Origin of the sequence: Peribacillus sp. Bi96, assembly GCF_918698115.1 — a bacterium.
Lineage (GTDB): Bacteria > Bacillota > Bacilli > Bacillales > DSM-1321 > Peribacillus.
The window spans coordinates 107,644-134,023 of record NZ_CAKKLV010000010.1; the positions used below are offsets into that span (position 1 = coordinate 107,644).

The 26,380-nt window shown below is 39.5% G+C and carries 16 protein-coding genes and 1 pseudogene; 7 read left to right on the forward strand and 10 right to left on the reverse strand.

What is annotated here, in order from left to right; all coding sequences use genetic code 11:
• Positions 1–4: 4 nt before the first annotated feature.
• Both murJ and LQ203_RS14355 read left to right on the forward strand, forming a co-directional pair.
• Positions 5–1,528: a murein biosynthesis integral membrane protein MurJ gene (murJ, locus tag LQ203_RS14350; protein ID WP_230159062.1), complete on the forward strand. Its 1,524-nt coding sequence runs from the start codon at positions 5–7 to the stop codon at positions 1,526–1,528.
• A 24-nt stretch (positions 1,529–1,552) separates the two neighbouring features.
• Positions 1,553–2,719 (forward strand): glycosyltransferase family 4 protein, encoded by a 1,167-nt coding sequence (locus LQ203_RS14355; RefSeq protein ID WP_230159063.1) that lies wholly within the window; start codon positions 1,553–1,555, stop codon positions 2,717–2,719.
• Between the two features lie 40 nt (positions 2,720–2,759).
• Here LQ203_RS14355 and tagH read toward each other — a convergent pair whose 3' ends face one another.
• From tagH to LQ203_RS27520, 4 genes and pseudogenes are all read right to left on the reverse strand, one after another.
• Entirely contained in the window at positions 2,760–3,557 is a 798-nt protein-coding gene (gene tagH / locus LQ203_RS14360) for a teichoic acids export ABC transporter ATP-binding subunit TagH (RefSeq protein ID WP_230159064.1), read from the reverse strand.
• A gap of 16 nt (positions 3,558–3,573) precedes the next feature.
• Positions 3,574–4,371, reverse strand: a complete 798-nt coding sequence (locus LQ203_RS14365) for an ABC transporter permease (protein WP_230159065.1) — start codon at positions 4,369–4,371, stop codon at positions 3,574–3,576.
• A gap of 3 nt (positions 4,372–4,374) precedes the next feature.
• Positions 4,375–5,553, reverse strand: a pseudogene (locus LQ203_RS14370) (CDP-glycerol glycerophosphotransferase family protein); the annotation flags it as partial.
• A gap of 82 nt (positions 5,554–5,635) precedes the next feature.
• Positions 5,636–7,777 (reverse strand): CDP-glycerol glycerophosphotransferase family protein, encoded by a 2,142-nt coding sequence (locus LQ203_RS27520; protein ID WP_290370587.1) that lies wholly within the window; start codon positions 7,775–7,777, stop codon positions 5,636–5,638.
• 571 nt (positions 7,778–8,348) lie between these two features.
• Here LQ203_RS27520 and tagD point away from each other — a divergent pair.
• The 4 genes from tagD (at position 8,349) to LQ203_RS14395 (ending at position 12,477) form a co-directional block, all read left to right on the forward strand.
• On the forward strand, positions 8,349–8,747 hold the full coding sequence (gene tagD, locus LQ203_RS14380) for a glycerol-3-phosphate cytidylyltransferase (RefSeq protein ID WP_230159066.1): 399 nt from the start codon (positions 8,349–8,351) through the stop codon (positions 8,745–8,747).
• Positions 8,740–9,906 carry a CDP-glycerol glycerophosphotransferase family protein gene (locus tag LQ203_RS14385; RefSeq protein ID WP_230159067.1) on the forward strand — a complete coding sequence of 389 codons (1,167 nt, stop codon included), beginning with the start codon at positions 8,740–8,742 and terminating at the stop codon, positions 9,904–9,906. The genes tagD and LQ203_RS14385 overlap by 8 nt, the downstream gene beginning before the upstream one ends.
• A 320-nt stretch (positions 9,907–10,226) precedes the next feature.
• Positions 10,227–11,264, forward strand: coding sequence for a peptidoglycan endopeptidase (locus LQ203_RS14390; RefSeq protein WP_230159068.1), 1,038 nt, complete (start codon positions 10,227–10,229; stop codon positions 11,262–11,264).
• Positions 11,265–11,550: 286 nt separating this feature from the next.
• A complete protein-coding gene (locus tag LQ203_RS14395; protein ID WP_230159069.1) occupies positions 11,551–12,477 on the forward strand; it encodes an LCP family protein in 927 nt (308 codons plus the stop codon).
• A gap of 227 nt (positions 12,478–12,704) precedes the next feature.
• Here the strand turns inward: LQ203_RS14395 and LQ203_RS14400 are convergent, their stop codons facing one another.
• From LQ203_RS14400 to secA, 3 genes are all read right to left on the reverse strand, one after another.
• Complete coding sequence (locus LQ203_RS14400; RefSeq protein ID WP_230159070.1) at positions 12,705–14,471, reverse strand: LTA synthase family protein; 1,767 nt, start codon at positions 14,469–14,471, stop codon at positions 12,705–12,707.
• A 256-nt stretch (positions 14,472–14,727) separates the two neighbouring features.
• Positions 14,728–15,162 (reverse strand): SLAP domain-containing protein, encoded by a 435-nt coding sequence (locus LQ203_RS14405; RefSeq protein WP_230159071.1) that lies wholly within the window; start codon positions 15,160–15,162, stop codon positions 14,728–14,730.
• A 44-nt stretch (positions 15,163–15,206) separates the two neighbouring features.
• Positions 15,207–17,588, reverse strand: coding sequence for a preprotein translocase subunit SecA (secA, locus tag LQ203_RS14410; RefSeq protein WP_230159072.1), 2,382 nt, complete (start codon positions 17,586–17,588; stop codon positions 15,207–15,209).
• A 220-nt stretch (positions 17,589–17,808) separates the two neighbouring features.
• Between secA and LQ203_RS14415 the strand changes: the two genes are divergently transcribed.
• Entirely contained in the window at positions 17,809–19,236 is a 1,428-nt protein-coding gene (locus LQ203_RS14415; RefSeq protein ID WP_230159073.1) for an alkaline phosphatase, read from the forward strand.
• Positions 19,237–19,925: 689 nt separating this feature from the next.
• Here LQ203_RS14415 and LQ203_RS14420 read toward each other — a convergent pair.
• The 3 genes from LQ203_RS14420 to LQ203_RS14430 all read right to left on the reverse strand — a co-directional run bounded on the left by LQ203_RS14420 (position 19,926) and on the right by LQ203_RS14430 (position 25,953).
• Entirely contained in the window at positions 19,926–21,998 is a 2,073-nt protein-coding gene (locus LQ203_RS14420; protein ID WP_230159074.1) for a SpoIID/LytB domain-containing protein, read from the reverse strand.
• A 356-nt stretch (positions 21,999–22,354) separates the two neighbouring features.
• A complete protein-coding gene (locus LQ203_RS14425; protein ID WP_230159075.1) occupies positions 22,355–24,361 on the reverse strand; it encodes a penicillin-binding transpeptidase domain-containing protein in 2,007 nt (668 codons plus the stop codon).
• Positions 24,362–24,513: 152 nt separating this feature from the next.
• A complete protein-coding gene (locus LQ203_RS14430) occupies positions 24,514–25,953 on the reverse strand; it encodes a hypothetical protein (protein ID WP_230159076.1) in 1,440 nt (479 codons plus the stop codon).
• Positions 25,954–26,380 lie beyond the last annotated feature (427 nt).

A 26,380-nucleotide genomic window follows, 5' to 3' on the forward strand; every position in this document is an offset into this window, starting at 1 on the left:
AAATATGCCTACTCTTTCAAATGTAATTAAATCGGTCGGGCTCGTCACTATCATTGCAGCCATCGGAAAAGTCCTCGGATTCGGTCGGGAGTCGATCATAGCCGCCTATTTCGGTGCCTCATCAATGGCAGATGTTTTTTTCGTGGCAAGCCTCATTCCCACTATTCTATTTACGGCTCTCGGCAGTGGCCTTCAGGCTGGCGTCATCCCCATTTACTTGGAGAAGAAAGCGAAAAACCCAATGAGAGCTGATGAGTTCATCAGTGTCTTAGGTTCCTTTTTTATGCTGGTAGCCGGAGTCATGACCATTGCCTGCATGGTTTTCGTCAAGCCGCTCGTCATGATGGTGGCCCCTGGTTTCTCGGATTCAGAGCTTGCACTAACCGAATCCTTGACACGGATCATGCTTCCGAGTTTACTTTTTTTCACACTTTCATACATGGCGACGGGCGTCCTGAATGCGAATAAGCGTTTTATCCTTCCTGCCCTTACTTCTACTGCCCAAAACACGGTCATCATTCTAGCCACCGTATTGTTCGCTGCGGCCTTTGGGGTGGAAGGGTTGGCTTGGGGGTTCGTATTCGGTGCAGCAAGCCAATTCCTTATTCAATACCCATCATTAAAGAAATACGGAATCCGGCCCATCATCTCTTTCCTGCCCCACAAACGGCAGATCATCCAAACGCTGCACACCTTTTATCCTATTATCATCGCGGCTTTGGCCATCCAATTGAATAGTGTCGTCGATCGGATTATTGCCACCTCGCTCGAGACTGGAAGCGTATCAGCGCTTAACTATGCGAACCGGCTGCTGTGGCTGCCGTTAAGCATTGTCCTTACACCGCTGATTACCGTTTTGTATCCATCAATCGTCGAGCGAGCCCTTATAAGTTATCAATCTTTCCTTAATTTGACCTTAAAGGGGCTGAAGTCGCTTATATTTTTAGCCATTCCTTTCATGCTCGTCATGTTAATCAGCGGAAACAGCTTAATCACTCTGGCTTTCCAACGCGGGGCTTTTGATGCTTCGGCTACAGAAACAACTTATGCGGCATTTTTCTTTTATTCAGCTTGCCTCCCATTCTTTGCCTTTAGGGATTATTTGATGAATGCCTTCTACGCCTTAAAAAAAACAAAAGTGGCTATGTATTCCTGCTTGATTGCCGTATTACTTAATGTCCTGCTCAGCTGGGTCCTATCACGCTATCTCGGTGTCGGTGGAATTGCCTTAGCCTCGGGCATTTCCATGCTCCTGCAATCTCTCTACTTGTTTAGCTTCCTTTGGCTTAAAACAAAAAGAGAGGACATAGCCGCTTTCAGGGAAGTTTTTCAGGAAAGCGGAAAGCTGATCATCATAGGAACCATCATTTATGGACTTGCACTCTGGATCCACCCGCTTACACTAACGTTTCCCATCATTGTTGAATTAGTGATCATCTCGCTTCTTGTTTTCGGATTGTATATCGCATTATCCATGCTTTTTAAAGTAAGCAGCCTGCAAGGATTGAGAAAGATCAAATCGAATTAATACATTAGAAGAAGGAGTGCCATTATGAACATATTAATTACAACGATTTTCAACTACCCTCATGAAGGAGGGCTATCAAGTCATATCACTACGTTAAAAAAGGGGTTGATGTCACGGGGCCATCATGTAGATATATTATCTTTCTCTCAATTACCACCGTTCAAAAAGAAGTTACTCGCCCAGGCACCCGGTTTTTTATTGAATAAAGTAAAACAGGGAAGCGGCCAGCTTTACAATGACCGTCAACGCCAGAAATTATTGGCTTCTTCCATCAAAAACTTGAAAAAGAACTATGATGTCATTAATGCACAAGACATTTTCGCAACGCTTGCCTCCATTGAATCCGGGATTCCAACGGTGCAAACTGTCCATGGGTATTATTCATTCGAAGCAGTTAGCAGGGGTGCTCTACTTCCGGATAGTGAAGAGGATTTAATCATTCGGGAGCTTGAAAGAAAAGCCTATCAGTCGGCTGCAAAAGTGGTGACGGTCGATCACAGGATCAAAGACTATATAAACCATTTAGCACATATCGAAGCAGATACGATTAAGAACTTCATTGACGTGTCTGCTTTCAAACCGGACAGCGCAAAGCGTGAACAGACCCGTCAAGATTTTCAAATCCCCCTACATAAAAAGATGCTTTTCGTTCCTAGAAGAATGACCGAAAAGAACGGTGTCATCTATCCGCTCATGGCTCTTCCTGAGGTGCTCGAGAATCATCCTGATACGGTATTGGTTTATGCAGGTACAGGAGAACAGCGAACAAGGCTTGAGGAAACGGTAGCAAAACTGGAATTAACCGATTCCGTGCTTTTCTTAGGGTCAGTGCCATTCGAGAAAATGCATAACCTCTATGAAGCGTCAGATATCGTACTCATCCCAAGTGTTCATTCACACGGCGTGGAAGAAGCGACATCCATTTCTGCACTAGAAGCGATGAGTTGCCGTTCACCTGTCATTGCCAGTGCAATCGGAGGATTAAAGGAAATTCTCGATGATGGTGAAGATGGTCTGCTAGTGGAAGAGAAAAATATAAAAGCACTTGCACAAGCCATCTCAAATCTGCTTCATGACCCAGCATACGCTGCAACGTTAGCCTCTAACGCGAGATATAAAATGGAAAGCGAATACTCCCATCTTACCGCAGCAGAGCGGTTCGAGAATGCTTACCAAGAAGTGCTCAACTAAAAAAACAAGCAGACCCAATGCTAGGGTCTGCTTATCCTATTCATACCAGTGCAGTACTGCGCCGTTTCATTTGTTCTTCACGGTACTTTTTCTGCTCTTTTTTAGACATGGCGTTATATTCTTTCAAGAATGCTTCATATTGCGGCATGACTTCGTTCATGGCACCGTATGCTTTTAACTCTCCGTATTCAAGCCATAAAGCTTTTTGGCAGAATTTCTTCATCTGGCCGATTGAATGGCTGACGAAGAACATCGTTTTACCTTTTTTCTTAAACTCGTTCATCTTCTCCAGACACTTTTCAGCAAAGTTTTTATCCCCCACTGATAAGGCTTCATCGATGATAAGGATATCTGGATCGATATGCACCGAAATCGAGAAACCAAGTCTGGACTTCATCCCGCTTGAGTAGGATTTCACTGGTTGATCAATGAACTTACCAAGCTCTGAAAACTCGATGATCTCAGGCTCCAGTCCTTTGATCTGATTCTTGTCGAATCCAAGCATCAGCATTTTAAGTTCGATGTTTTCCCTGCCCGTCAATTGATTATTAAGGCCCGATGAAACGGCAATCAAAGCCGGTTTCCCGTTGGTTTGGACATTTCCATCCGTTGGAGGGATAATGCCGGCAATAATATTGGACAAAGTTGATTTCCCGGAGCCGTTGACACCGACAAATCCGATCACATCACCCTTTTCCGCTTCAAAGCTAACATTCCTCAGAGCAAAATACTCTTCACCATAGCTTTTCGGTAAAAGGAGATCCAACAATTTTTCCGAGCTTTTATTATATAATTTATATTTTTTCGTTACGTCTTTGACAATTACCGATTTTTCCAATTTTTCTCACTTCCGTTTACTTAAAGTCAACAAAGCGATCTCTAAACCTAACATGCAGCGAGGAACCTATCAAAAAGAAGAGGATTACGACTGCCCAGAAATAAAGCGTATATTCCCAATGCACTATCAGGTACCATGATTCCCCCAATAACGAAGCCCGATACCCCTCCACAATATAATATAGTGGATTTAACTTCATGATATTGGCGATGATCGGATGATCATTAGCATTTATTACCCAAAGGATTGGTGTTAAATAAAACAGTACTTTCATTAAGGACACGATTATATTTTGAACATCACGAATGATGGTAGCTAAGGTTGAAGAAATTAATCCAAATGAAAATAACAAGGTAACCGTAGCTACAATAAAATACGGCAGTTGTATGATATAAAATGTAGGGAGGTAACCAGTAAAGCCTAAAAGTATGATAATCACTCCAAGCAGCAGAAGGTGCTGGTATAGCTTCGCAAAAATGACATAAGTAGGAATGACACTCAACGGAAAGCTCATCTTGGATACCATATTCAGTCGGGAATAGACAGATTTGGATACCTGGGTTGTAGTCGCCGTCACAAAAAACCAGACTACGATCCCTGCCATCAGCCATGGAAGGAACTCCTCTCCGCGATTTAAGATCCCAAATCCGAACACGAACCAATAGATCGAAATCTGAATCATCGGACTGATGATCTCCCATAGGATTCCCAGATAGTTACTGCTGTTGGCACTTTTCACCTCATAAACAGACAAACGCCTTGCCAAATAAAAATTGTTAATTTGTTCTTTTAAAACGGTCAAAGCTGAACTCATATATTACACAGACCTTCCTAAAAACACTTTTTCTATAACACGTCGTGTAGCCTGGCCATCCTCGAGCGCACAAAACCGTTCGTGAAAACGATTCATTTCAACTGTATTTTCTGATTCAATGGCCTTGATGCTATCAATGATTTCATCAGACGTTTTAACTAACGAACCCGGTGCATTCGTTTCAAAATCAAAGTAAAACCCGCGAAGCTTGTCCCTGTAGTTTTCTATATCATATACATAGAAAAGCATCGGACGCTTTAAATTAGCGTAATCAAAGAATACTGAGGAATAATCCGTTATTAATAAATCTGAAATTAGATACAAATGACTGATATCTTCATAACTGGATAGATTGTAGGCGAACCCTTGATAAGCCGATAAATCCAAGTTCTCGGAAATTAAATAATGAAGACGGAGCAATATAACATACTCATCCCCTAATTCCTGTTTCAATTGATTCAAATCCAGTTTAATGTCAAACTTATATTTCCCCTTGCCATAAAACTCATCATCTCTCCACGTAGGGGCATATAAAATGACCTTTTTCTCTGATGGTATACCCAACTTCCGTTTCAATGAATCGATTGTATCACGATTATTTCCATTGTAAAGTAAATCATTACGTGGATAACCTGTTTCGATAATTTTAGATTGATCGACATTGAAGGCTCTGGCAAAAATCTCACTAGAATAAGCGTTAGGGGATATTAAATAATCCCATTTGCTTGATTCGGCATGGAAGTTTTCTTTATAACTTTCCGTGGTCGTCCCAGGCATATGCACTTCCTTCATATCTGCAGCAAGCTTCTTTAAAGGAGTCCCATGCCATGTTTGCAAATAGACCGTATGCTTCGGCTTAGGAATCCACAACGGCAGCCTGCTGTTCGTAACCCAATAGCGGGCTCGAGTCATTTTGAGCAGCCAACTAAGTGAAAAACGTTTGAGATATGGAATACCTGCCCCTTCGAATTGAGATGTATACCTTTTATCTACACTCCAATACATTTTATATTCTGGATGGTGACTCTGCAAGTATTCATAAATCGCCCGGGGATTGCAGCTATACTGCTTGCCTAAAAAGCTTTCGAAAACAACAAGCTTTTGATCTGCAGGCAACACTTTACCTGCCACGGCGAAAGCCATTTTATAAGCGCTTGTTAGCATAGCTTTCCCTTTCGTCACTATTGATGCCATATGCTTCCCCTTTCAAAAAAAGAACCGACTGTTAAACAGCCGGTATATTCATGATCTCATTGAATGCCATCTAAACAGTAGTATTGCTCTTCACAAACACTTCCTCTACAACGCGTTTAGAGGATTCCCCGCATTCTAAATAGCAAAACTTTTGATAAAACTCTTCAAATCGTTCACTTAATTTGAAATGGCTTCTTTCGATATTCCTGACCTCTTCAATCAGTTCTTCTGTGGTCTTCGTCAAAAGACCAGGTGCTTTCTCTTCAAAGTCAAAATAGAAGCCCCTTAAGTTATCACGGTAATCTTCTATATCATACGTAAAGAAAATCATAGGTCTTCTTAAGTTCGCATAATCGAAGAATACGGAGGAATAGTCCGTCACTAGTAAATCAGATATCAAATATAGTTCGCGAATGTCCTCTAAATGAGAGAAATCATAAGCGAAGCCTTCAAATTCGGAAAGATCCATGTTCTGGGCCACTAAATAATGCATACGCATGATGACAATATAGGAGTCGCCAAGCTCTTCCTGCATCCGAGCTAAATCCAGCTCCAAATTAAACTTATATTTCCCTTTCCTGAAAAATTGATTATCCCTCCAGGTCGGGGCATACAAAATAAGTTTCTTATCAAGCGGAAGGTTGAACTTCCTTTTCAGCTCATTAATCGTCTCTTCATTATTGGAGTTATGCAAGAAATCGTTACGAGGGTAACCTGACTCAATCATCTTCCGGTCGAACTGGAATGCCCTTTGGAAAATCTCTGTGGAATACGCGTTTGGTGAAACTAGATAATCCCAGTTACTCGCTTCCCTCAAGAAGTTCGCTTTATATTTGTCCGTATTGGTCCCAGGCATATGCACTTCATCCATATCCATCGCAAGACGCTTAAGGGGAGTTCCATGCCATGTTTGAATATATATCGTATGTTTAGGCTTTGGAATCCACAGCGGGAATCGTACATTGTTAACCCAGTACTTTGCCCTCGTCATGATCAATAACCATCGGATGGAAAAACGTCTGACATACTCTACATCCTTTTGAGCAAAATACTTCATTGAAGCACGGTCGACGCTCCACACCAGTTTATAGTCCGGGTTATTCTCTTTCATGTATTCATATATGGCCCTAGGGCTATCGCTATATTGCTTGCCATGATAGCTTTCGAATACCGCCAATTTTTTATTGGCTGGAATAAGCAAGCTCAATACAGCAAAAGCTGACTTATACCATTTCCTTAGACGCTTACTTCTTCTGGTTTTCACCCATGTACTCTTCGCTTTTTTGAGAACCTGCGTTTTAAAATTATATTTAGATGCAGATAAAGAAAAGTACTTCGATATTTTTGTTGCTTTTATTTGAATTTGTATTTTTTTATCCTGTACTTTAATTATTCTTTTTGCAGCCAGATCCTTTATAGTACTGCATTTCATCCGAACACTTCTTATTTCTTCCAATTCACCATTTCTTTCATAATGCAGAACTGTATAGAACATGAAATACTTTGGCTGCTCTCCATCGATTTCAGATCTCAGGTCGACCTCGCCTTGAAAACCGATATTTTCATGAAGCTTGATATCTGGAAACCTTTCCAGTAGGTCTTTACGTTCAAAACCAGTCAAAGGTATGATAACCTCTTCTTCATTTAAATTATTCCTGACCAGTAATTCAACCTTTTTGAATTCAAGCTCATCCAATTGGAATAATGGAGGGTAATTAAAATGGCCATTAAAATGAAAAGTGCCATCCTTTTGAAGCTCAATATCTTCAAAAAAGGAAAACATCTTATAATCATTCGCATAAAAGGAAAGGTTACCTCTTTTTGTCGCAAATGGATAAAACATTTTCTTACGGTCTTCATTCAGAGTGGAAAAGAAATTCAACTGGCGCTTTTTACTTTTTATCCGTGTTGTAACAGGTGCACCTTCGATTTCCCGAAGGATATGCAAATCCCACATTTCACCATCAACAAGGCGATTTTCTAGTGGATGATACGGCAGCTTCACTTCAAATAAAAAATAATCATCCGTTTGATCTTTCACATAAAAATCCAAACGGATTATATCATCTATATTGTATCTATTCGTTAAAATAAAAGAGTGACTCTCTATGCCCTCAAGAAAACTCTGTCTTATGGCTATTTCTATATAATAAACTTCATCAACAAGCCGAACATTCATTGTTTTTCTATTCTTAAAAATATAGTTCTCCATTTTGAAGAAATTCCCCTCTCGGCAGCAAGCATCCATATGCTTCAAATAAGAATATTATAGGATTACAAACATCTAATTTCAAACTTACTTTTATCTAATATCATTTATTTTATAACAATGACTTATTTTCTGCCTTGAATTTTCAATAATTAATTGAAGAGTTCAAACAATTGTCATTTTTAATTTCGGAAACCTAAACAAGTCTAGCAAAAAAATTGTATCCGGTCTATTACCTAGCCATTTTTAACATAAATGAAATATACCTTCCTTTTATTGAATTAGTTATGTGTTATACTAAAACTCTGATTATCACGATATATCAATATAACTTTAGTTATTCATTCTTGATAAACAACCAATTAAATTATAGAATTGAATCCAAAATTACGATTTACATTATCTTTATAATCTAACAGGATTGTAAAATTTTTGTGGTTCAATTGTAAATTTTATTTGTTATAATTAGATAGACAAGACATCTAAGCTTGATCATTTATAAATAACGAAACACTCTTTTTTTTGCGACCATCAAGATTAAATATATAAATACATTTGTACAGGAGGAATAAATATGAAGAAAGTAATCACTTATGGAACCTTTGATTTGCTTCATTGGGGTCATATCAATCTATTAAAACGCGCTAAGGATTTAGGGGATTATCTTATCGTTGCCATTTCCACAGATGAATTCAATGCTTTAAAGGACAAAAAAGCTTATCATAGCTTTGAAAACAGAAAAATGATCCTTGAATCAATCCGCTATGTGGATGAAGTCATACCGGAAGACAAATGGGAACAAAAAAGAGAAGACATCGTTCGTGAAGGCGTAGATACCTTTGTAATGGGAGATGACTGGAAAGGTCAATTCGATGAATTAGCTGAAGTTTGTGAAGTGGTCTACCTGCCAAGAACAATCGGCATTTCCACATCCCAAATCAAAGATGACCTTTTACAAGTAACGAATGGCTAAAGAATTCGTGATAGGGATTTATCTACTTTGTTTCAAAGTTTTATTCTCTATCTTTAAACTTTTCCCTTTACAAGACAAAACGACCTTTGTCACCTCATTCGGGGATAATTGCCAATATATTGCCGACGAAATGGACAAGCAGGACATTTCTGTTCAAAAAGTATTTTTAATGAAACCGAGCAGTCATATACATGTGGAGGACGATGGGCAAACCATCGTCCTTCCGTTTGAATCTAAAAATATCATTGCCATGATCCGTTCGATTTATCATCTCGCAACATCCAAATGGATTATCATTGATAATTATTATGGCTTTCTTTCAGCTATTTCATTCAAAAAACAAGTGATTTGTGTTCAAGTATGGCATGCGGCTGGTGCCATTAAGCAATTCGGGGCAAAAGACCCTTCCATTCAAACCCGCTCTGCAGGAGCGAGGAAAAGGTTTTTAGAGGTCTATCGAAAGTTTGATTATATTACGGCAGGTTCAGAGCGAATGGCGGAAATATTTCAAGAAAGTTTTCAATTACCATCATCACATATACTAAGGACTGGGATACCTCGGACCGATTTCTTTTTCAATGATGAGTCAAAGAAAGCTGCACGTAGTGCGTTGCTTGCCAAGCATCCAGAACTTGAGCATAAGAAAATCATGTTATATGCCCCTACATTTCGTAATGATGGCTTGAACAGCGGAGAGATTGCATTAGATTTGGAATTACTCTACAAGGAACTGCAGGGGGAAAATTATGCGCTATTACTTAAACTGCATCCAGCGGTAAAAGCGGAACATGATTTCCAACATCAATTTCCAGGGTTCGTTTACCCTGTTAATAGTGATATTCACGTAAATGAACTGCTAATCAGTACGGATCTTTTAATTACCGATTATTCTTCGATTCCATTTGAATTCTCTTTTTTAAACAGACCGATGATTTTCTTTGCATATGACCTGGAAAAGTATGTACAGGAACGAGGCTTTTGGGAGGATTACTCCTCTTCCATGCCTGGACCGGTCGTATCCACCACAGAAGAGCTCTTAAGGAAAATCCGAGTGCCCGATCAACATTCGTTAATGAAAATCGCTCCCTTTAAACAAAAATGGAATCAATACTCTACAGGAAAATCAAGCAGGAATTTAGTTGAATTCCTTTATAAGTAAAACCATTCACCCACTTCGTAAAACGAAGTGGGTTATTTCTGTTAAAGAAGAATTACACCACAATGTGAAATTATGTGAGGCAGGAAATGAACATTCTAAAATTAGAGCCATTTTTACATGGTATGACAAACGAAAGCGCTCAAGTTGAAATTGTGAAAAAAGACTCATAATATAGAAAAAAATGTAGATTTTATTACTCAATTCCAACCAATTTAAACCAGTATAATACTACTATTTTCCCCTTGTAATAAAATTGTAATATAAATATTCCCATTTAATTTGTTAGAATAGGGAAAAAGACATATTTGAGGTGGAAAACCGTGAAAAAAAGTGTAGTCGCATTTTCGACATTAGCCATTTTATCTTCGACTTTTGTTTCTCCTGCCCTTGCCAGTACATATACAGTCAAAGGCGGCGATAACTTAAGTAAAATCGCCCAGAAGCACAATACGACGGTAAAGGACTTAAAACAGCTTAATAACCTAAAATCAGACTTCTTGAAAATCAATCAGAAACTAATTATATCCAACTCCAAAACAACATCAAATGCATCTTCAGTTTCCGTGAAAAAAACAAAAAATACGACATATACCATTGTTCCTGGTGATACATTAACAAGGATAGCAAACAAGCATAACCTTACACTTGTTGAATTGATGAAATTGAATAACTTAAAATCAGACAGAATTTATGCAGGTGCAAAACTTATCGTATCTAAATCAACCACTACCACTACCATTGATTTACCCAGCAGCTCCAAGCCATCGAATGTTACACAGACCCCAGCCCATTCAGCTACATACGTTGTGGTGAAAGGTGACACCCTTTCCAAAATTTCCAGAAAAACCAACTTGACTGTGGTTCAACTTAAATCAATCAACTCGTTAAAGTCTGATTTAATCAGAGTTGGACAAAAACTAAAATTAAGCAAATCAACCAGTACAGCCCCTGCAGATAAAAATGATGGACAAGTAGAAGCCCCAAGTTCTGGGAACAAAGTAACCAAAGTCGTTTCTGAAGCAAAGAAATTAATTGGAACTCCTTATTCATGGGCGGGCGCCTCCCCAGCAGGTTTCGATTGCAGCGGGTTTATTTACTATACATTCAAGAAGGCTGGATATGAAGTTTCCAGGCTTTCATCTTCCACATATTATGATATGGGTAAAAAGGTTACTACACCTAAAAGTGGTGATCTTATCTTCTTTGCAACAGGTTCCAATAAATCAGTGGTAAGCCATATGGGAATCTACTTGGGCGGTGGGGAGTTCATTCATGCCTCAACAAGTAAAGGCGTAACGATCAGTACTACTTCAAACTCTTATTTCAAAAGTAAAATTATTGGTTATAGAAGTTTATAAGATTTACTTGCCAGACTTTATCTTAAAGTCTGGCAAGTTTATGTACTAGAAATCTTCTTAATATCCAAGTTTATACCCTTAAAGAATTTTTATAATATTCCGAATTATGGATAGCGAAGGAATTCTGTTTCTGGGATTCCTTCGTTTTTTTGATTGTAAACAGGAAAATATGCACTCTATCTACAAAAAGAAACTATTCTATTTTTGACAAAAAAAAGGTATAGTTAAAAACATAGGTACTTTTTCACACCTTCCATTTTAATGGATGGTCTAGGGAGGAATATACATGAGATCCGAACATAAAAAAAAGAAAAAGAAACGTAAAACGTTTAAAATAATCGGCTTTACCCTACTTATCCTTTTCATTGGCGGAGGTGCTTATGCCGCTTCGGTTTATCAATCTTTAGCAGGTGCGATCCATACTATGCAGGGTACAGAGCATAAAACGGATAAACGTGTAGAAGATATTAAGTTCAAAAGCAAAGATCCATTTTCGTTACTTATTCTTGGTGTAGATGAAAGAAAAAATGACACAGGCCGATCAGATACAATGATTATCATGACGGTTAATCCTAAAAAAGAATCCATTGAATTATTGAGCTTACCGAGAGATACGCGTACAGAAATCATCGGTAAAGGCACAAATGATAAAATGAACCATGCCTATGCGTTTGGCGGAGTTTCCATGTCGATCAACACAGTGGAAGCCTATATGGATATCCCGATCGATTATTACGTCAAAATGAATATGGAAGGCTTTCAGGATATCGTGAATGCTGTAGGTGGCGTCACAGTTGCTAATGATATGGACCTTTCCTATAAAGGATATAACTTCAAAAAAGGCACCATCGACTTAAATGGTAAAGAGGCATTGATTTATTCCCGAATCCGCAAGGAAGACCCTCGCGGAGATTACGGACGGCAAATGCGGCAACGCCAGGTTATCCAAGCTGTCATGAAAAAAGGGTCAAGCCTATCAACACTTACCAATTATGACGATATATTCGAGGCATTAGGTAAAAACGTTGAAACCAATTTAACTTTCAATGAAATGTTGAGTATCCAAAAAAACTATAAATCATCACTAAAAAATATTGAACAATATACACTTGAAGGTAACAATCAAAAGGTAGATGGCGTTTGGTACAACATTGTTTCAGAAGAAACGAAACTCGAAGCCCAGAACCGTGTCAAAGCACATCTTGGATTATAATGGAGGAGGATGACATTTTGTCATCCTCTTTTTTCATGGACAAAAGGCGTTCTATTTTAAAACAAAGTTGATGGCAACAGGCGTGCGAGACTCCTGCGGGAAAAGCGCGTCCATGGGAGACACCGCAGGCACAATAGCGCCCCGCGGGCGGACCACCCGTGGAAAGCGAGTACCTGCACGTTCAAGTGTTTTTAGGATGACTTTTATCATTCATCCTCTTTTTTAGTTCACTCCTTCGTTTGATCAAAATAATCAGAACGGATCACTTGGTCACTCAGATTGATCTCCCTTTGGTCCTCAGGTAGAAGTTCTACGGCCTTGCCTTCGCCATTTATTTTCATTTGAGAACCATAATCCCCTTTTAATATCAAAGCACCGCCCTCTTCCCCATTCAGCATGCTCTCTCCAAAGTATGAAAAACTTTTTATATTGAACAAATCATAAAGAGTTGGTAAAATGTCGACCTGCCCCGCTACCTTATCAATCGTCCTGCCTTCCATATCTTCCTGATAAATGATCACCGGAATGGGCATATACTTTTCGATCCACTCGTCATCGCTAATTTTACTTTCATAATAAGCTTCAACCTCGTGTTTATCTTTTAAAAATAATCCATCATGATCTCCGTATATGACAATTACACTGTCTTTCAATTTTCCATCATTCTTCAACTTCTTTACGAATTCCCCTATAGCCGAATCTGTATAATGTATAGCTTCAAAATATTTAGTCAGATAACTTTCCTCTTTTCCTACTTTAGGTTTCAATGTTATCTGTTCCTTCGGTAATGAAAAAGGTACATGACTGGTCAATGTCACGAAAAAAGCGTAATAGGGTTTTTGTTCATCTTTTAAGAAATTATAGCTTTGATTGAAAAAACTGCGGTCTCCCAATCCCATCGAAATCATCTCATCTTGCTGCATATCCTCGATGGAAACATAGTCATCAAACCCCAATGAGGGATATGCATGCTGCCTATTCCAAAAATCTTCTTCATCTCCATGGAAAGCGTAGCTTTTATAATCCGACTTCTTTAATTCTTTAGCAAGACCCGGAAAATCATTATATGGGAATCGGAAAAAGGTCGCACCTTGCTTTAAAGGATATAAACCGGTATTCACGATCAGCTCTCCGTCAGATGAATTTCCAAATACCGTCTGCGGATATACATGCGGGAAGTATAAACCCTCTTTCGCTAATTCATTCATGAATGGCGTGACTTCCTGTCCGGCACTCTTTTGAAATAGCGGAAAAGCCTGTAATGATTCCACCTGGATGATAATGATATTCTTACCCTCCAGTGAGCCTGAATAGGCATGGTCCTGCCTGTTCTTTTTATTGAAGTAATCTGAAACAGACTTCTTTTCATTAGAAGACAACCCGTGCTTTCCCGAGTCAGTAAAGTAGGCATACGTATCCAATACGTGATGACCGATCGGACCCCAGGTTCGCAAGAAGGTATTCGCCTCATAACGCCTGGTTATATCGACCTGGTCGATAAAAATATTTTTTGCCGGCTTAAGCCCTGCTATCATAAAGAATATTACGGCTGGTACAAGTGCCATATGCTTTAGGGGGTATTTTTTTTTCACGAACGACTCGGCAATTGGAATGCCTACCAAAAGAAAGAGAGCATCCTTCATGTCCATCATACTGAATATACTTTCACCGAGCCCATTCAGATTGCTTTGTTGCATCCATAAATAGGAAGTAATAGGTGTTGAGTAATAGCGATAAAACCAAATGTCCCCAAGGAAAAAGGCCATGATTGAAAGAATACAGACTGAAAAAAGGATGCCCTTTACGATCCGATTCGGTATCCATTCCTTTAGATAAACAATAAAACCGGCAACGCCGATGATGATTGTAAAAATGCCGATTGAAAGGTCATTACCCATCCTATCATTCGTATAAATGAAAAGTATGGACACGATTGAAACGGACAGGATCTCAAATAGCCTCTCCCTCAATCGCCGATTTAGGTTATATTTCATGCTCCTGCCACTTTCCTCTTCATTATTTTCCAGGTGTTAGTTCAGCCAGATTGCGGAAGATTACTTATAAATATTACTTAGCGTTACCATTTATGAGAAAATGCACACAGAAAACAGCATAAATATTTGGAAGTTGTCAAACTAGTCATTATACTTCCCCTTATAACAAAAAGCCTTCATCAATAAATAGATGAGGGCTTTCGTTTGGCTATCGGGAAAAAAGCTACCGATTACCGTCAGATCATATGTTATTTTGCTACTTTCCCTTCCATTCAAAAACGATCTTCCAATCTTCATCAGGAATCGATTCTGCCAACATATCCTCTTCCTCGAATACGAAACGCCATGGCATGCTTGAAAGGGCTGGTAACTCACCCAGCTTTGATAAATCAAATGCCTTTTTGGCCAATAATTCCCCGTTATTATCCACCAAAAGTAAATGAACGATATTGAACTCGACAGCTTTCTCCAATGAATTTCGTAGAAAAGCAACTATGAATACATCACCCTCCATCCTCGTAAGCTTTACGCCGGATATGGAAATTTGGTTCGGTTTTAATGATGGCAGTCTTTGATGATGGAATTTGTATACATATTCTTCTTGCTTGGACGCTTCCCAATCATTGTGAAACACCAAAGAAGTTTGAACAACGTCTTCCTGGGTGACAATCTCATTTTCTGAAGCTAACATATTTCTCCCTTCAATAACCCTTTTATCTCTTTTTCCAAATAAACTCACCGTTCATCACTCTCCAAAGCCGCTTCATCTAACTGATTGCTTTTTACGTATTCCATAAAATGAATGCTGATCTCCGACTCTATTTTACATAATAGAAGATTGAATTGATTAAGCGCTTCTTTTTCAAACAACATATATGAGTCCTGTTGTCCATACCCGCTTAAACTAATGCCTTCCTTCAAACTATTCATTACGTCTAAATGGTTCATCCAATTAGTATCAATATGCTGCAGCATGAAAGCACGCAGCTGATTTCCCCATTCTGCATCGTGCTGGAACATTACTAGTATCGATTCCATTTCACCTAAGGCATCCAACGCTTTTCCCTCGACGATTCGACCTTCTAGATCCTTCAAATCATTCGCTTGCCAATCCAGTGTTAGGAAGACAAGGGAAAGCTCTTCAATAAAGGAAGTCACATCCGGTTCTTCTATTTGCTCAGAGTAATATTTCTCCACAAGCCTGTGAATGTACTTTTCGATATATTCAAGTAAAATGGTCAACATCCCGCCAGATTCCATATCAAGGATACGATCTCTCATCGTGTAAATGATTTTACTCTGTTCATTCAATACATCTTCCAACTTCAATAAGTGGTTACGGCTTGAATGATGCAACTGCTCAATCGTTTCCTGCACCTTTTTCACGAATTTATCGGGTGCAGGGCCCATCACCAATCCGTTTTCATTCGTTTTGATCTTCTTTTTATATCGTTCGACTTCTTCTTCATCATAGTAATCAAACAAATCATCTTCTAAAGAAATGATGAATTGTGAGGAACCTGGATCACCTTGTCGGCCGGAACGTCCCCTTAGCTGCATATCAATTCGATTACTCTCGTGCCGCTCCGTACCTATGATATGAAGTCCGCCCAACTCCTTTACAGAGTCGTCCAGTATTATATCCGTTCCTCTTCCAGCCATGTTCGTAGCCAGCATGACTTGATTTTTTTGTCCGGCATTGGCGATGATTTCCGCTTCATCTTCTTCCGTCTTTGCATTGAGAATCTGATGCTTGATTTTTACCTTATCTAAATGAATCGATATTTTTTCAGATTGCTCAATGGATGTCGTCCCGATCAGAATAGGTCTACCTTCTTCATGAATCCGCTTTACTTCCGTGACGATTTTATTGATTTTGCTGATATCATCCTTATAAATCAGATCGATTGCGTCAAATCGATTAACGGGCCTATTAGTTGAAATTTCAATGACGGGAAGCTGATATGTTTCCCAGAATTCCGCCTTAGCAGGCAGTGCACTACCTGTCATCCCAGACAGTGAATGATATAAACGGAAATAATTTTGGATGGTAATCGAAGCCTGTGTTTCATTTTCTTCAGAAATCTCCAAGCCCTCTTTTGCCTCAATTGCTTGTTGTAGCCCATTACTGAAGCTTCTTCCTTCCATCACCCTGCCTGTGAATTTATCGATTAATGATATCTGTCCATCCCTGACAATATAGTCCACATCCAATTTCATGATCGCACGGGCTTTGAGCGCCTGTGTTGCATTATGTAATAACTCTTGATGCTCCAGTTCATACAAATTGTCGATGCCAAAAGCTTCTTCAATCTTGGAAGCACCTCGATCAGTGAAAAAGACAGCCTTTGATTCAATGAAAATTTCATAATCTTCTTTTTCTATAAATGACTTCAAGATTTCTGCCGTGATCTGATGAAGCTCGGTTCCGTCATTTGACTTGCCCGCAATGATTAATGGCGTCCTCGCTTCATCAATCAAGATACTGTCAATCTCATCGACTATGGCAAATTGATGCCCTCTTTGCACTTTTTCCTCTTTACGGAAAACCATATTATCACGCAAATAATCGAAGCCGTACTCCGTTGCCGTTCCATACGTGATATCTGCCGCATAAGCTTCACGTTTTGCAGTAGGATCCATTCGGGAAATGTTCAAACCAACCGTCAGTCCTAGAAATTCATGAATTTCCCCCATTAATTCCATATCACGTCTGGCCAGATATTCATTGGCCGTAATGATATGGACACCCTTCCCATCAAGTGCTTGTAAATAGCTAGGCAAAGTAGAGACAAGCGTCTTCCCCTCGCCCGTATTCATTTGTGCGATGCCCCCTTCATTCAAGACAAAACCTCCAGCAATCTGAACGTCATAATGCCTAAGATTCAGCACTCGTTTAGAGGCCTCACGAACCACCGCAAAAGCCTCGATTTGGATATTCATTTTATGTTCCCCAGCATCCAAAGCGTTTTTAAATTTTTCCTTCATTCCGCTTAGTTCTTGATCTGAGTATGTTTCATATTTACCTTCTAGTCGATTCACATCTTCTACAAACTTATAAATGCGCTTTAAGTCTTTAGAGCCTTCTTTGAAGAACTTTTTCATACTCGATAGCATAGGGTTCTCTCTCCTATTTCAATTGACCTCTAGTGAAATTATATCAGTTATATATTTACTGTTTATTAATTATCACCTATATATTGTAATTAATAGAAAATCTTTTTGCGCAGAAATCCATGCATAAAAGCTTCCCTCCTTCTTGAATACCAGGAAGGGGGTTTTTTTATGGATTTTAACAAATAATAGGAAGACTTTCACCCAAAATGGAGGATTACAGATGAAGAAGACATCCAGAAGATTCATTCATGAACTTGCCCAGGCCCATCGCTTTGGAATACTCGTTCTTTTTTGCCTTATTTGCATGAACTCTCCCATTCAGGCAGAAACGAAAAATGCCCCCAAAAATGTCATCTTGCTAATTGGCGACGGCATGGGGCTAGGTGCAATAGAAATCGCCCGACAATTGGAATATGGAAAAACAGGTGTATTACATTTGGAAAAACTGGAGCACGTCGCCCTGATGCGCACATATTCCGCCAATAATTATGTCACCGACTCGGCAGCAGGTGGGTCCGCGATTGCCACCGGAATAAAAACCAACAATGAAATGATCGGTGTTAATGCAAAAGGTGAGGAGGCAGACAGTATATTGGATGCATTTCAGGCGAATGGAAAAAAAGTCGGGATCATTTCAACAAATATGGTAGTCGATGCCACTCCCGCTGCCTTTGGTGCAAGTGTATCCAACCGCTGGACTGGCGGAGCACATATCGCGAGGCAACTCTTTGATAACCAAATTGACGTCATCCTCGGCGGAGGTGCCAGCTATTTCGAGGCGGATAAACAGAATGGCGAGGATTTAATCGCTAAATTTAAAAAAGCAGGATATGCGTTTACCACCACTAAAGAAGAACTAAGTTCCATGAATAAAAAAGAAAAACTTTTAGGGTTATTTCACCCCACTTATATGAATTTCAAACTTGATAAAGAAGTGTTACATTCACAAGAGCCCTCCCTTCCCGAAATGACTGCCAAAGCGATTGATATTTTATCTCAGGGGGATAAGGGATTCTTCTTGATGTCTGAAGGTGCACGTATTGACTCCATGGAGCATGCAGCCGATATAACCGGAATATGGAAGGAAATGATTGAATTTGACCAGACCGTGAAAGAGGTTGTGAAATGGGCAAAAAACAGAAATGATACTTTGATTGTTGTACTTGCAGACCATGAAACAATGGGGATTTCCGCTTCTGAAACGATGGATATCGCTGCATTGAAAAAGATTAGGGTTTCTTCTGAATATATGTCCAAACAGCTTACATTCGATAAAAATAATGAAATCAATCCTGAAAGCGTGGTAACCGTATTCAAGAAGTATGCACATATATCCCTCACGGATCATGAAGTGCAGCAATTCATCGATAACGTAAGAAAGAATAGAACGCTTGTCTATCCAAAGCATCGAATTGAATGGGAAATCGGAAGCACTATCGCCAAATACCATAAAGCAGGTGTAGCCGATCGAAGCATACGGGCTGCCAGTTCCACAGGAGGACATACCGCTAATATGATTCCCGTTTTTGCTGCGGGTCCAGGCAGTGAAGCCTTTGATGGGGTCATTGATAATACGGATATCTCGAAAATCATCACAAAAGCCTCCGGTGTTCCTTTCACGCCCGGTCAGCATAAAAAAGAGGAATGAATTTATTCATTCCTCTTTTAAGAGCATTCTCCTGTCCAACTAAATCGATTTTTTCGGTATTCAAGATATATTCATTGTAACTATTATTGATACGGATGAATGTTTCGTCTGTTTCTATCGCCATATTATTGGTAAGATCCTTTTTATTTTTCTTATTTAAACGATTATAAGTCGTTTTGTATGTAGAAGCTCACGGACCGCCCGCGGAAAGCGAGTGTCTGCAGTGGAAATCAACGGTCATATTTTACAAACACTCAAAAAATCTGTAGCCAATATCATGAATATCAAGCTTGTAGGCAAAAACATAGTTGATTGGAACGGAAGGTACGAGACTCCTGCGGGAATACGCGTCCAAGGGAGACCCCACAGGCGCAAAGCGCCGAGGAGGCTCACGGACCGCCCGCGGAAAGCGAGTGCCTGCAGTGGAAATCAACGGTCATATTTTACAAACACTCAAAAAATCTGTAGCCAATATCATGAATATCAAGCTTGTAGGCAAAAACATAGTTGATTGGAACGGAAGGTACGAGACTCCTGCGGGAATACGCGTCCAAGGGAGACCCCACAGGCGCAAAGCGCCGAGGAGGCTCACGGACCGCCCGCGGAAAGCGAGTGCCTGCAGTGGAAATCAACGGTCATATTATAAAATCCTAAGAAACTGTAGACGCCATAAATGACGTCTTAACCATTTACTTTTTTATATACCTTTTCAACACATACCCACTTTCGCTTCCCGTTTTCACTTTATACCACTCACCATGTTGAGCCAGTATCGTTACGGTTTGATCACTGTTGAGGTGTCCTACTACTATCGAAGATACATGTGTTTTTTCTCTTATATTCAACGTTCTTGCTGTCACTATTCCCGTTGTCTTCCTAATGGAAATTTCCGTTGAAACGGATTTCTGATTATCACTCGAATCCTTTGCCGTGATTGTTACCGTATACGTCCCGTTGGACATATTTCTAAAATCCCATATCGCCGAATGACTGCCTTTAATAACCTGCCTTTCAGCAAGCATGCCAACCACTTTGCCCTTGCTGTTCTTGATTTTCACTGTTACTTCAGAGTTTTCATTTATTGTATACCTTATGTTCGCTTTTTCTGTACTGTAATTACCCGATGTATCGACATCAGTGATTTTTGGTGCAGACGTATCCTTATTAACCTTAATTGCCAATGTTGCCACACCCTCATTCCCACTTCGGCCTATTGCTGAGATTTCGGCTGTATATATACCATCACTTACCTCTTTCATATTCCACATTGCAAAATGGCTTCCCTTTTTCAGTGAGAGATCACGGACTGGGGTAGCTGTGACTTTCCCTTTACTATTTTTAATTGTGAGTGATACGGCAGCATCTTCCTTAAGGGAGTATGTGATACCAACCTTATGCTTTTGATAGTCCGCCTTCGCGTTCACATCTATTATACTCGGTGCCTCCTTCACGATAGAATTCGTATTGAATACACCCACTTCATCGCCATATTCCCTCGCTACATTAGTATTAGGATAATAAAACTCCAAAATTTCCTGATACGTTTGACCTGCTTCTGCTCTGTTTTTTGCTCCAAACTGACTTAATCCGACCCCATGTCCGTAACCTGAGCCTTCAATAGCAATTCTGGAAGGATCCGAAATCGAATGGTCAACCAGGTAGCTTTTCATCACACCCTTCCCCACCATGCCCCTGATTTTTGAGGCCGCTACATTTTTAAGGGTAACCGTTTTCTTCAAGAGTTTGCCCTTATCATCCAACTGATTCCTTACATAGAATTTCAGTTGGATGGAGCCTTTCGTTGCACGGCCTCCCGTTGTTTTATCGTTTAAGGTTAAAACGGGAATTTCCGTTATTTTAATATCCTGTTTGGCATATCCATTATTTTTCAGCCAAGCCTTAAGATTAGGAACAATCGTTTTATCTTTTTCCTGTACACGTGTCCACCAATCATCCGGCTTCGATAAGTCCTTTTTTGACAGGTCAATTTGCTGCTTGTCCAGCTTTATTGTCCAATTGGCTTTTGGATCATAGGAATCTTCTTTTATCGTTAAATAGGCAAGCGGGTCTCCACTCGTCCAAACATTGGAGTTCACTTCGGTCATGCCTCCATTGCTTGAGGAAAAGAACGCCTCGATTATTTCCCCATCATGTTTAACTACCATACCCGTTGTCTGTTCAATGGCTGAATTCGTATTGTCGTGACCGTCCGCCCCTCCATATACTTGGTAGGAAATCGTATCATCAATCAATTTGGATTGATGGCGAAGTGCATAAGTCCGAGCTGCAACTGCCTGAGCTTTTAAAGCTTCATCATGCCATTGTGCAGGCATCTCATTCGGGACAACGCCCTTTAGATAATCTTCAATATAAACATGATTGATTGGCCGAATGTAACCCCCCTCCACTGTAAATGAAAATGACCCCGGATACGGCCGGCTGTTGATGGACAGTAATGAATCTCGTGCAACTGGATTTATCTTAAAGGAAGAAAAAGATCCCCTTTTCTCGGAATCTTTATAAACGGCAAGTTTTCCTGACTTCACTTTCAAGGTCAGCTCTTCACCTTCCTTGAGGACTACCTCTCCCCCGGAAGTACGATAGTCCCCGGTTGCCGTTAATTTGACACTTGTTTGATTTCCTAAGTAATTCTTCAGTTTCACTTCCATCACTGTATTCTCTTTTGCTGCCTTTGCTCCGTGAGAAGAAAATGTAGAAAAAATGATAAAGAAAGCCAAAAACAGATACTTTAAACTTCTCATTCTTTTTCATCCTCATTCCTATCCTATTTATCGATCGATTTCCTTCCTAAACGCTTATATGATTCATTCCTTATTTTCACTATCTTTTTTGAATGGCAAATATATATTTTCCTAATCCACAAAGTACCTCTTCACATATTATCGAGGAATTCCGAACCTTCTCTGTTTTAAATTCTGTATATGCTCCTTATTATCCTTCACATCCAACCTATAATGTTGAGGTCCCTTGAAAATGAATGTACGTGACTCAAGTGGAAAAAATATAAAAAAAGCTGGACATGATTGAAACCATGTCCAGCTTTTTAATGATAAATGTTCGCTGTATCCAACCTATTTCCTGTGGATGCTTTTTCACTCTATTTCAAATACTTCTTCAAAACCGGTTTCATATGATCGACAACGACATGGCTCCCGCCTCGTCCTTTTACATCTTCAACCATCCATGCCATGAGAAGTTCCGGATCTTCTGTATCCATGGCTACAAACCAGCCGTTTTCAGTTCCATCAGAATTTTTGGATGCCTTGATTTCAGCAGTTCCCGTTTTGGCTGCGATTTTGATACCAAGATCATTTATACCATGTCCGCTACCCTTAGGATGCTCCACTACTTGTGTCAGCATCTTGGTGATTTGATTCGCTTGATCTGCAGATATGGCATTTTCTTTCCAAATTTTATTTTCTATTTTATCTCCTGTTATTAATGAAGGTGCCAGGATGTTTCCTTCGTTCAAGAAGGCAGAATACGTCATAGCCAAATGAAGCGTGCTCATTTGGACCTGTGCTTGACCGTATCCGGCGTCTGCCAAGCGTCCTTCACTGTCGATTTTACCAATGCTCGATGCTTTGATCGGATATTCGTAGTTCAAAGGTTCATCAAAGCCAAATGCTTTGAGTCCACTTGTGAATTTTTCCTTACCTAGCCCCAATGCTTTTTGGGCAAAATATATATTGTCAGAATAAATTAATGCTTTTTCCATATCGATTGCAACACCAGGGTCAGAGACCCTTGTAATGGAATGGTCTTTCCAAGTCGATTTAGCCCACGTTTTCCCTTGGATATTTATTGCCTCATTCGGATCCACACCATTTTTTAAAGCGATTGCCGCAGTAAGTGCCTTAATGGTTGAACCAGGCGCAAAGGTTGAACTGAAGCGGTTAAGAAGCGGCTTTTTTGGATTTTCTTCAAGCGCTTTTTGTTCCGCTTTTGTAATCCCGAATATATATTTATTAGGATCGAATGACGGACTTGACACAAGCGCAAGTGTTTCGCCGGTCATCGGATCAATTGCCGATGCAGATCCAGTTTCATTCTTATATTGCTTAAAGATATCCTTTTGAAGCTCGGCGTCGATCGTTAACGTAATTGTTTCTCCTTCTTCAGCAGGCTTTTCAGCAATCACTTTTTCTTCGCCATCTTCTGATTTAATATAAATTTTTCCGCCTGGTTTCCCTCTCAAGCGTTCTTCTAAAACTTCTTCAAGACCCCGCTTGCCAATCACATCACTTGCACTATACCCTTTCCCTTTTAACTTCTCCAGGTCTTCGGCAGATGCCTCACCTACATATCCAATCAGATGGGCAGTAGCCTCTTTATAGGGATATATGCGTTCTTCTGTATTATTGACCGATACCCCAGCTATGTTCAATAGCTTTTCCAAGGTTGCGGTATTATCATTTGACATTTTCTTGATAGGTACAAAATAGCCAGGCTGCACCCATGGTTGTTGTAATTTCTGATTCAATTCGTCGGTAGACATATTAAGGAGTCCAGAGACCTTTTTAACCGTTTCGGATTCGTTAGCCATTTTCTCTGGCACAATTCCTACTTCTGCTACCGTTCCGTTCATGGCAAGACCGTGTTCATTTCGATCGACAATTTCCCCGCGGACGGCTGGATACGATTCAACCGATATCTTTTCATTAGCTTTCAGCTGAGGGAAAATATAGCTTTCATCCCACTTGATGTACCAATTTTCCTCGTCACCTTCCCCTTCTTTGACAAGGGTCGCTTTATGGTCAGAGCTGACAGCACCCGCCATAGTGGACATATCAACGGTATAAGCAAGTTTTACTTTTTCTCCATCCTTATGTTTTTTTTCTTCTTTTGGTTGTTTATAGTCCACCTTTAATTGGTCAACTTCTATGCCCTTATATATTTTTTCATAACGCTTCGCAAATTCATCCGCACTGATTTCTTTCTTTGTCTCAGGTGACAGATACTCGTACATCTTCTTAAAATCCTGTTTATTCCAAAGCTTTGTGTATGATGCAAAGCGATCTTCTGGACTTGGCTCATCCGAGCAGCCGGCCAGGAACAATACGCTCATCAACAATATGCTGGAAATTAAAGCTAGTTTCTTCATGAGTTCCTCCTAATGAATAGTTAGAATGGTATACATATAGTTTATCAAAATATTAGAGGAATGGGGGAATTTGTATGACTAATTTCTTCATTTTGCTAATTAATCATGTTTTTTCTAAAGCAAAAGTCCTGTACATAGGTACAGGACTTTAATTAAAGCATTCTTTTTTTGCGGCTTTTTTTCTCTTGCAACCATTTTTTCAAGAAGAAAAATCCCAAGATAGATGAAATGGCGAGACCGCTTATCGTTACGAATACGGCTACCCATTCAAAAAAAGTATAATTCATATACGCTTTCCATGGCAATTTCCCTTTCCAATCTCCAATGTAGAGATTCATACCGAATATTCCTGAAATAACCGTATAAATCGTTAGAATTTGCAAGAGATAATTACTTCTTTTCCCGGACAGTTTATCCTGATTCTGATAGAGGTAAGAAAGTGTTTCTTTTACTTCTTTATAGAGCGGGGCGATCCTAAAGGTATCCTCCGTTTTTTTGAATAACTCTTTCCCTGTAACCGTACTATTGACTTCATTGAATAAATATTTTGCAGAGAACTCTGTGATCATGAAGATCAACTGTTCCGTATTTGATTGATCTTTTTCTATATCGATCTTGGAATGTTCATGAACCAGTTTAAGCAGCACCATTTTGTAATAGAAGGTAAGCAGAATTGTATAAAAGTTATGACCATACATTTGGCTCGCCAGTACCTGTTCCAGGTTACCAGTAGCTTTCGTGACACATGCAAAATGGTACATGCTGGTGACATAATAGGTCTCCTCCCCCCACCTGTCATATACACTCTCACGATAATACCGTTCAATATAATCAGGATTCGATGATCCGATATATGCCTCTCCATCATTGTCGTATCCATTTAGCTCACTAGCTCGAAATAAATCATTTTTAGTAATATCACGATCATCCGGGAATGCGATATAGCTGATTACATACATCCTTTCATCGATAAAAAAAGGTAAACTGCCAAAATACGTGGGATCTGCTTGTTCTTCGTCCATATACTCTTCCATTGGCGGCAGTAGCTCGTTGAAGATGAAGTCCTTAACCTGTTCATATTGATTTTTCTTGCAACCGACTTTTGTCTTCTCTTCATCATCAGCAATCGGTTCGAGGATTCTGAATGTGTCGCCAAAATAGAGTACATCATTGTAAGAAATCCCTTCAGGCAATGTAACGCGAAGATTCATCATGCCAATATGAAATGGGCATATGAAGATATCTATGGAGTTAATAACGAATGGGGTATTTAAAAAGGGAGATTCGAAGGTACAATCAATATCAAGGTTTTTCGTAAAACGCCGTAATCCTTCCTTCTGTTTTAGGTTACCTGGAAATAAAATCGGCTCGATGTAGGGCATGAAGTATTTTTCCAATTTACGGTGTGAAATTTTATGGCCACCATAAAATTGATTTTGTTGATCCATATCTTTCAAGTTCAAAAAAACGAAATCTTCCTCAAGCAACTTTTTCACAAACGTTTCAATCTTATTTCCTTCAAGTGTGAACGGAAAGATGTACTGCTGGAAAGCTCGCTTCGTCTCATCATTCTTTTTTACTTTCACATCCATAGATTTATTCCTCCGATTAAACTGGATGAACCAGATTTAATTCATCTTGCTTATTATATTTACCCAGGTATGTGCAAACAAAACAACACATATTATAGAAATAAAGTGGACAAATAATCAAAAAAAAAAAAATCCCCCAAGCCAGTTGCTCAGGGGCCATCGAAAAGAGTTTTTCAACTCTCTTCACTTTAGGGTACTAGAAACTGATGTTTCTAATGAAAAATCCGATATTCGGACCATTTTAACATTTATTTTCAATAAGATAAAACATGAAAATTCTCCATATTTTGTCTTAATGACTTATTATCACTAAATTAATCCTTATATACATGTACTCACGGACGAAAATATAACTATAGGAATAATCATATGATCTTCTTACTTCTTAAGACAGTCCTTTTTCAATAAAAATCACGTTTTAATAAAT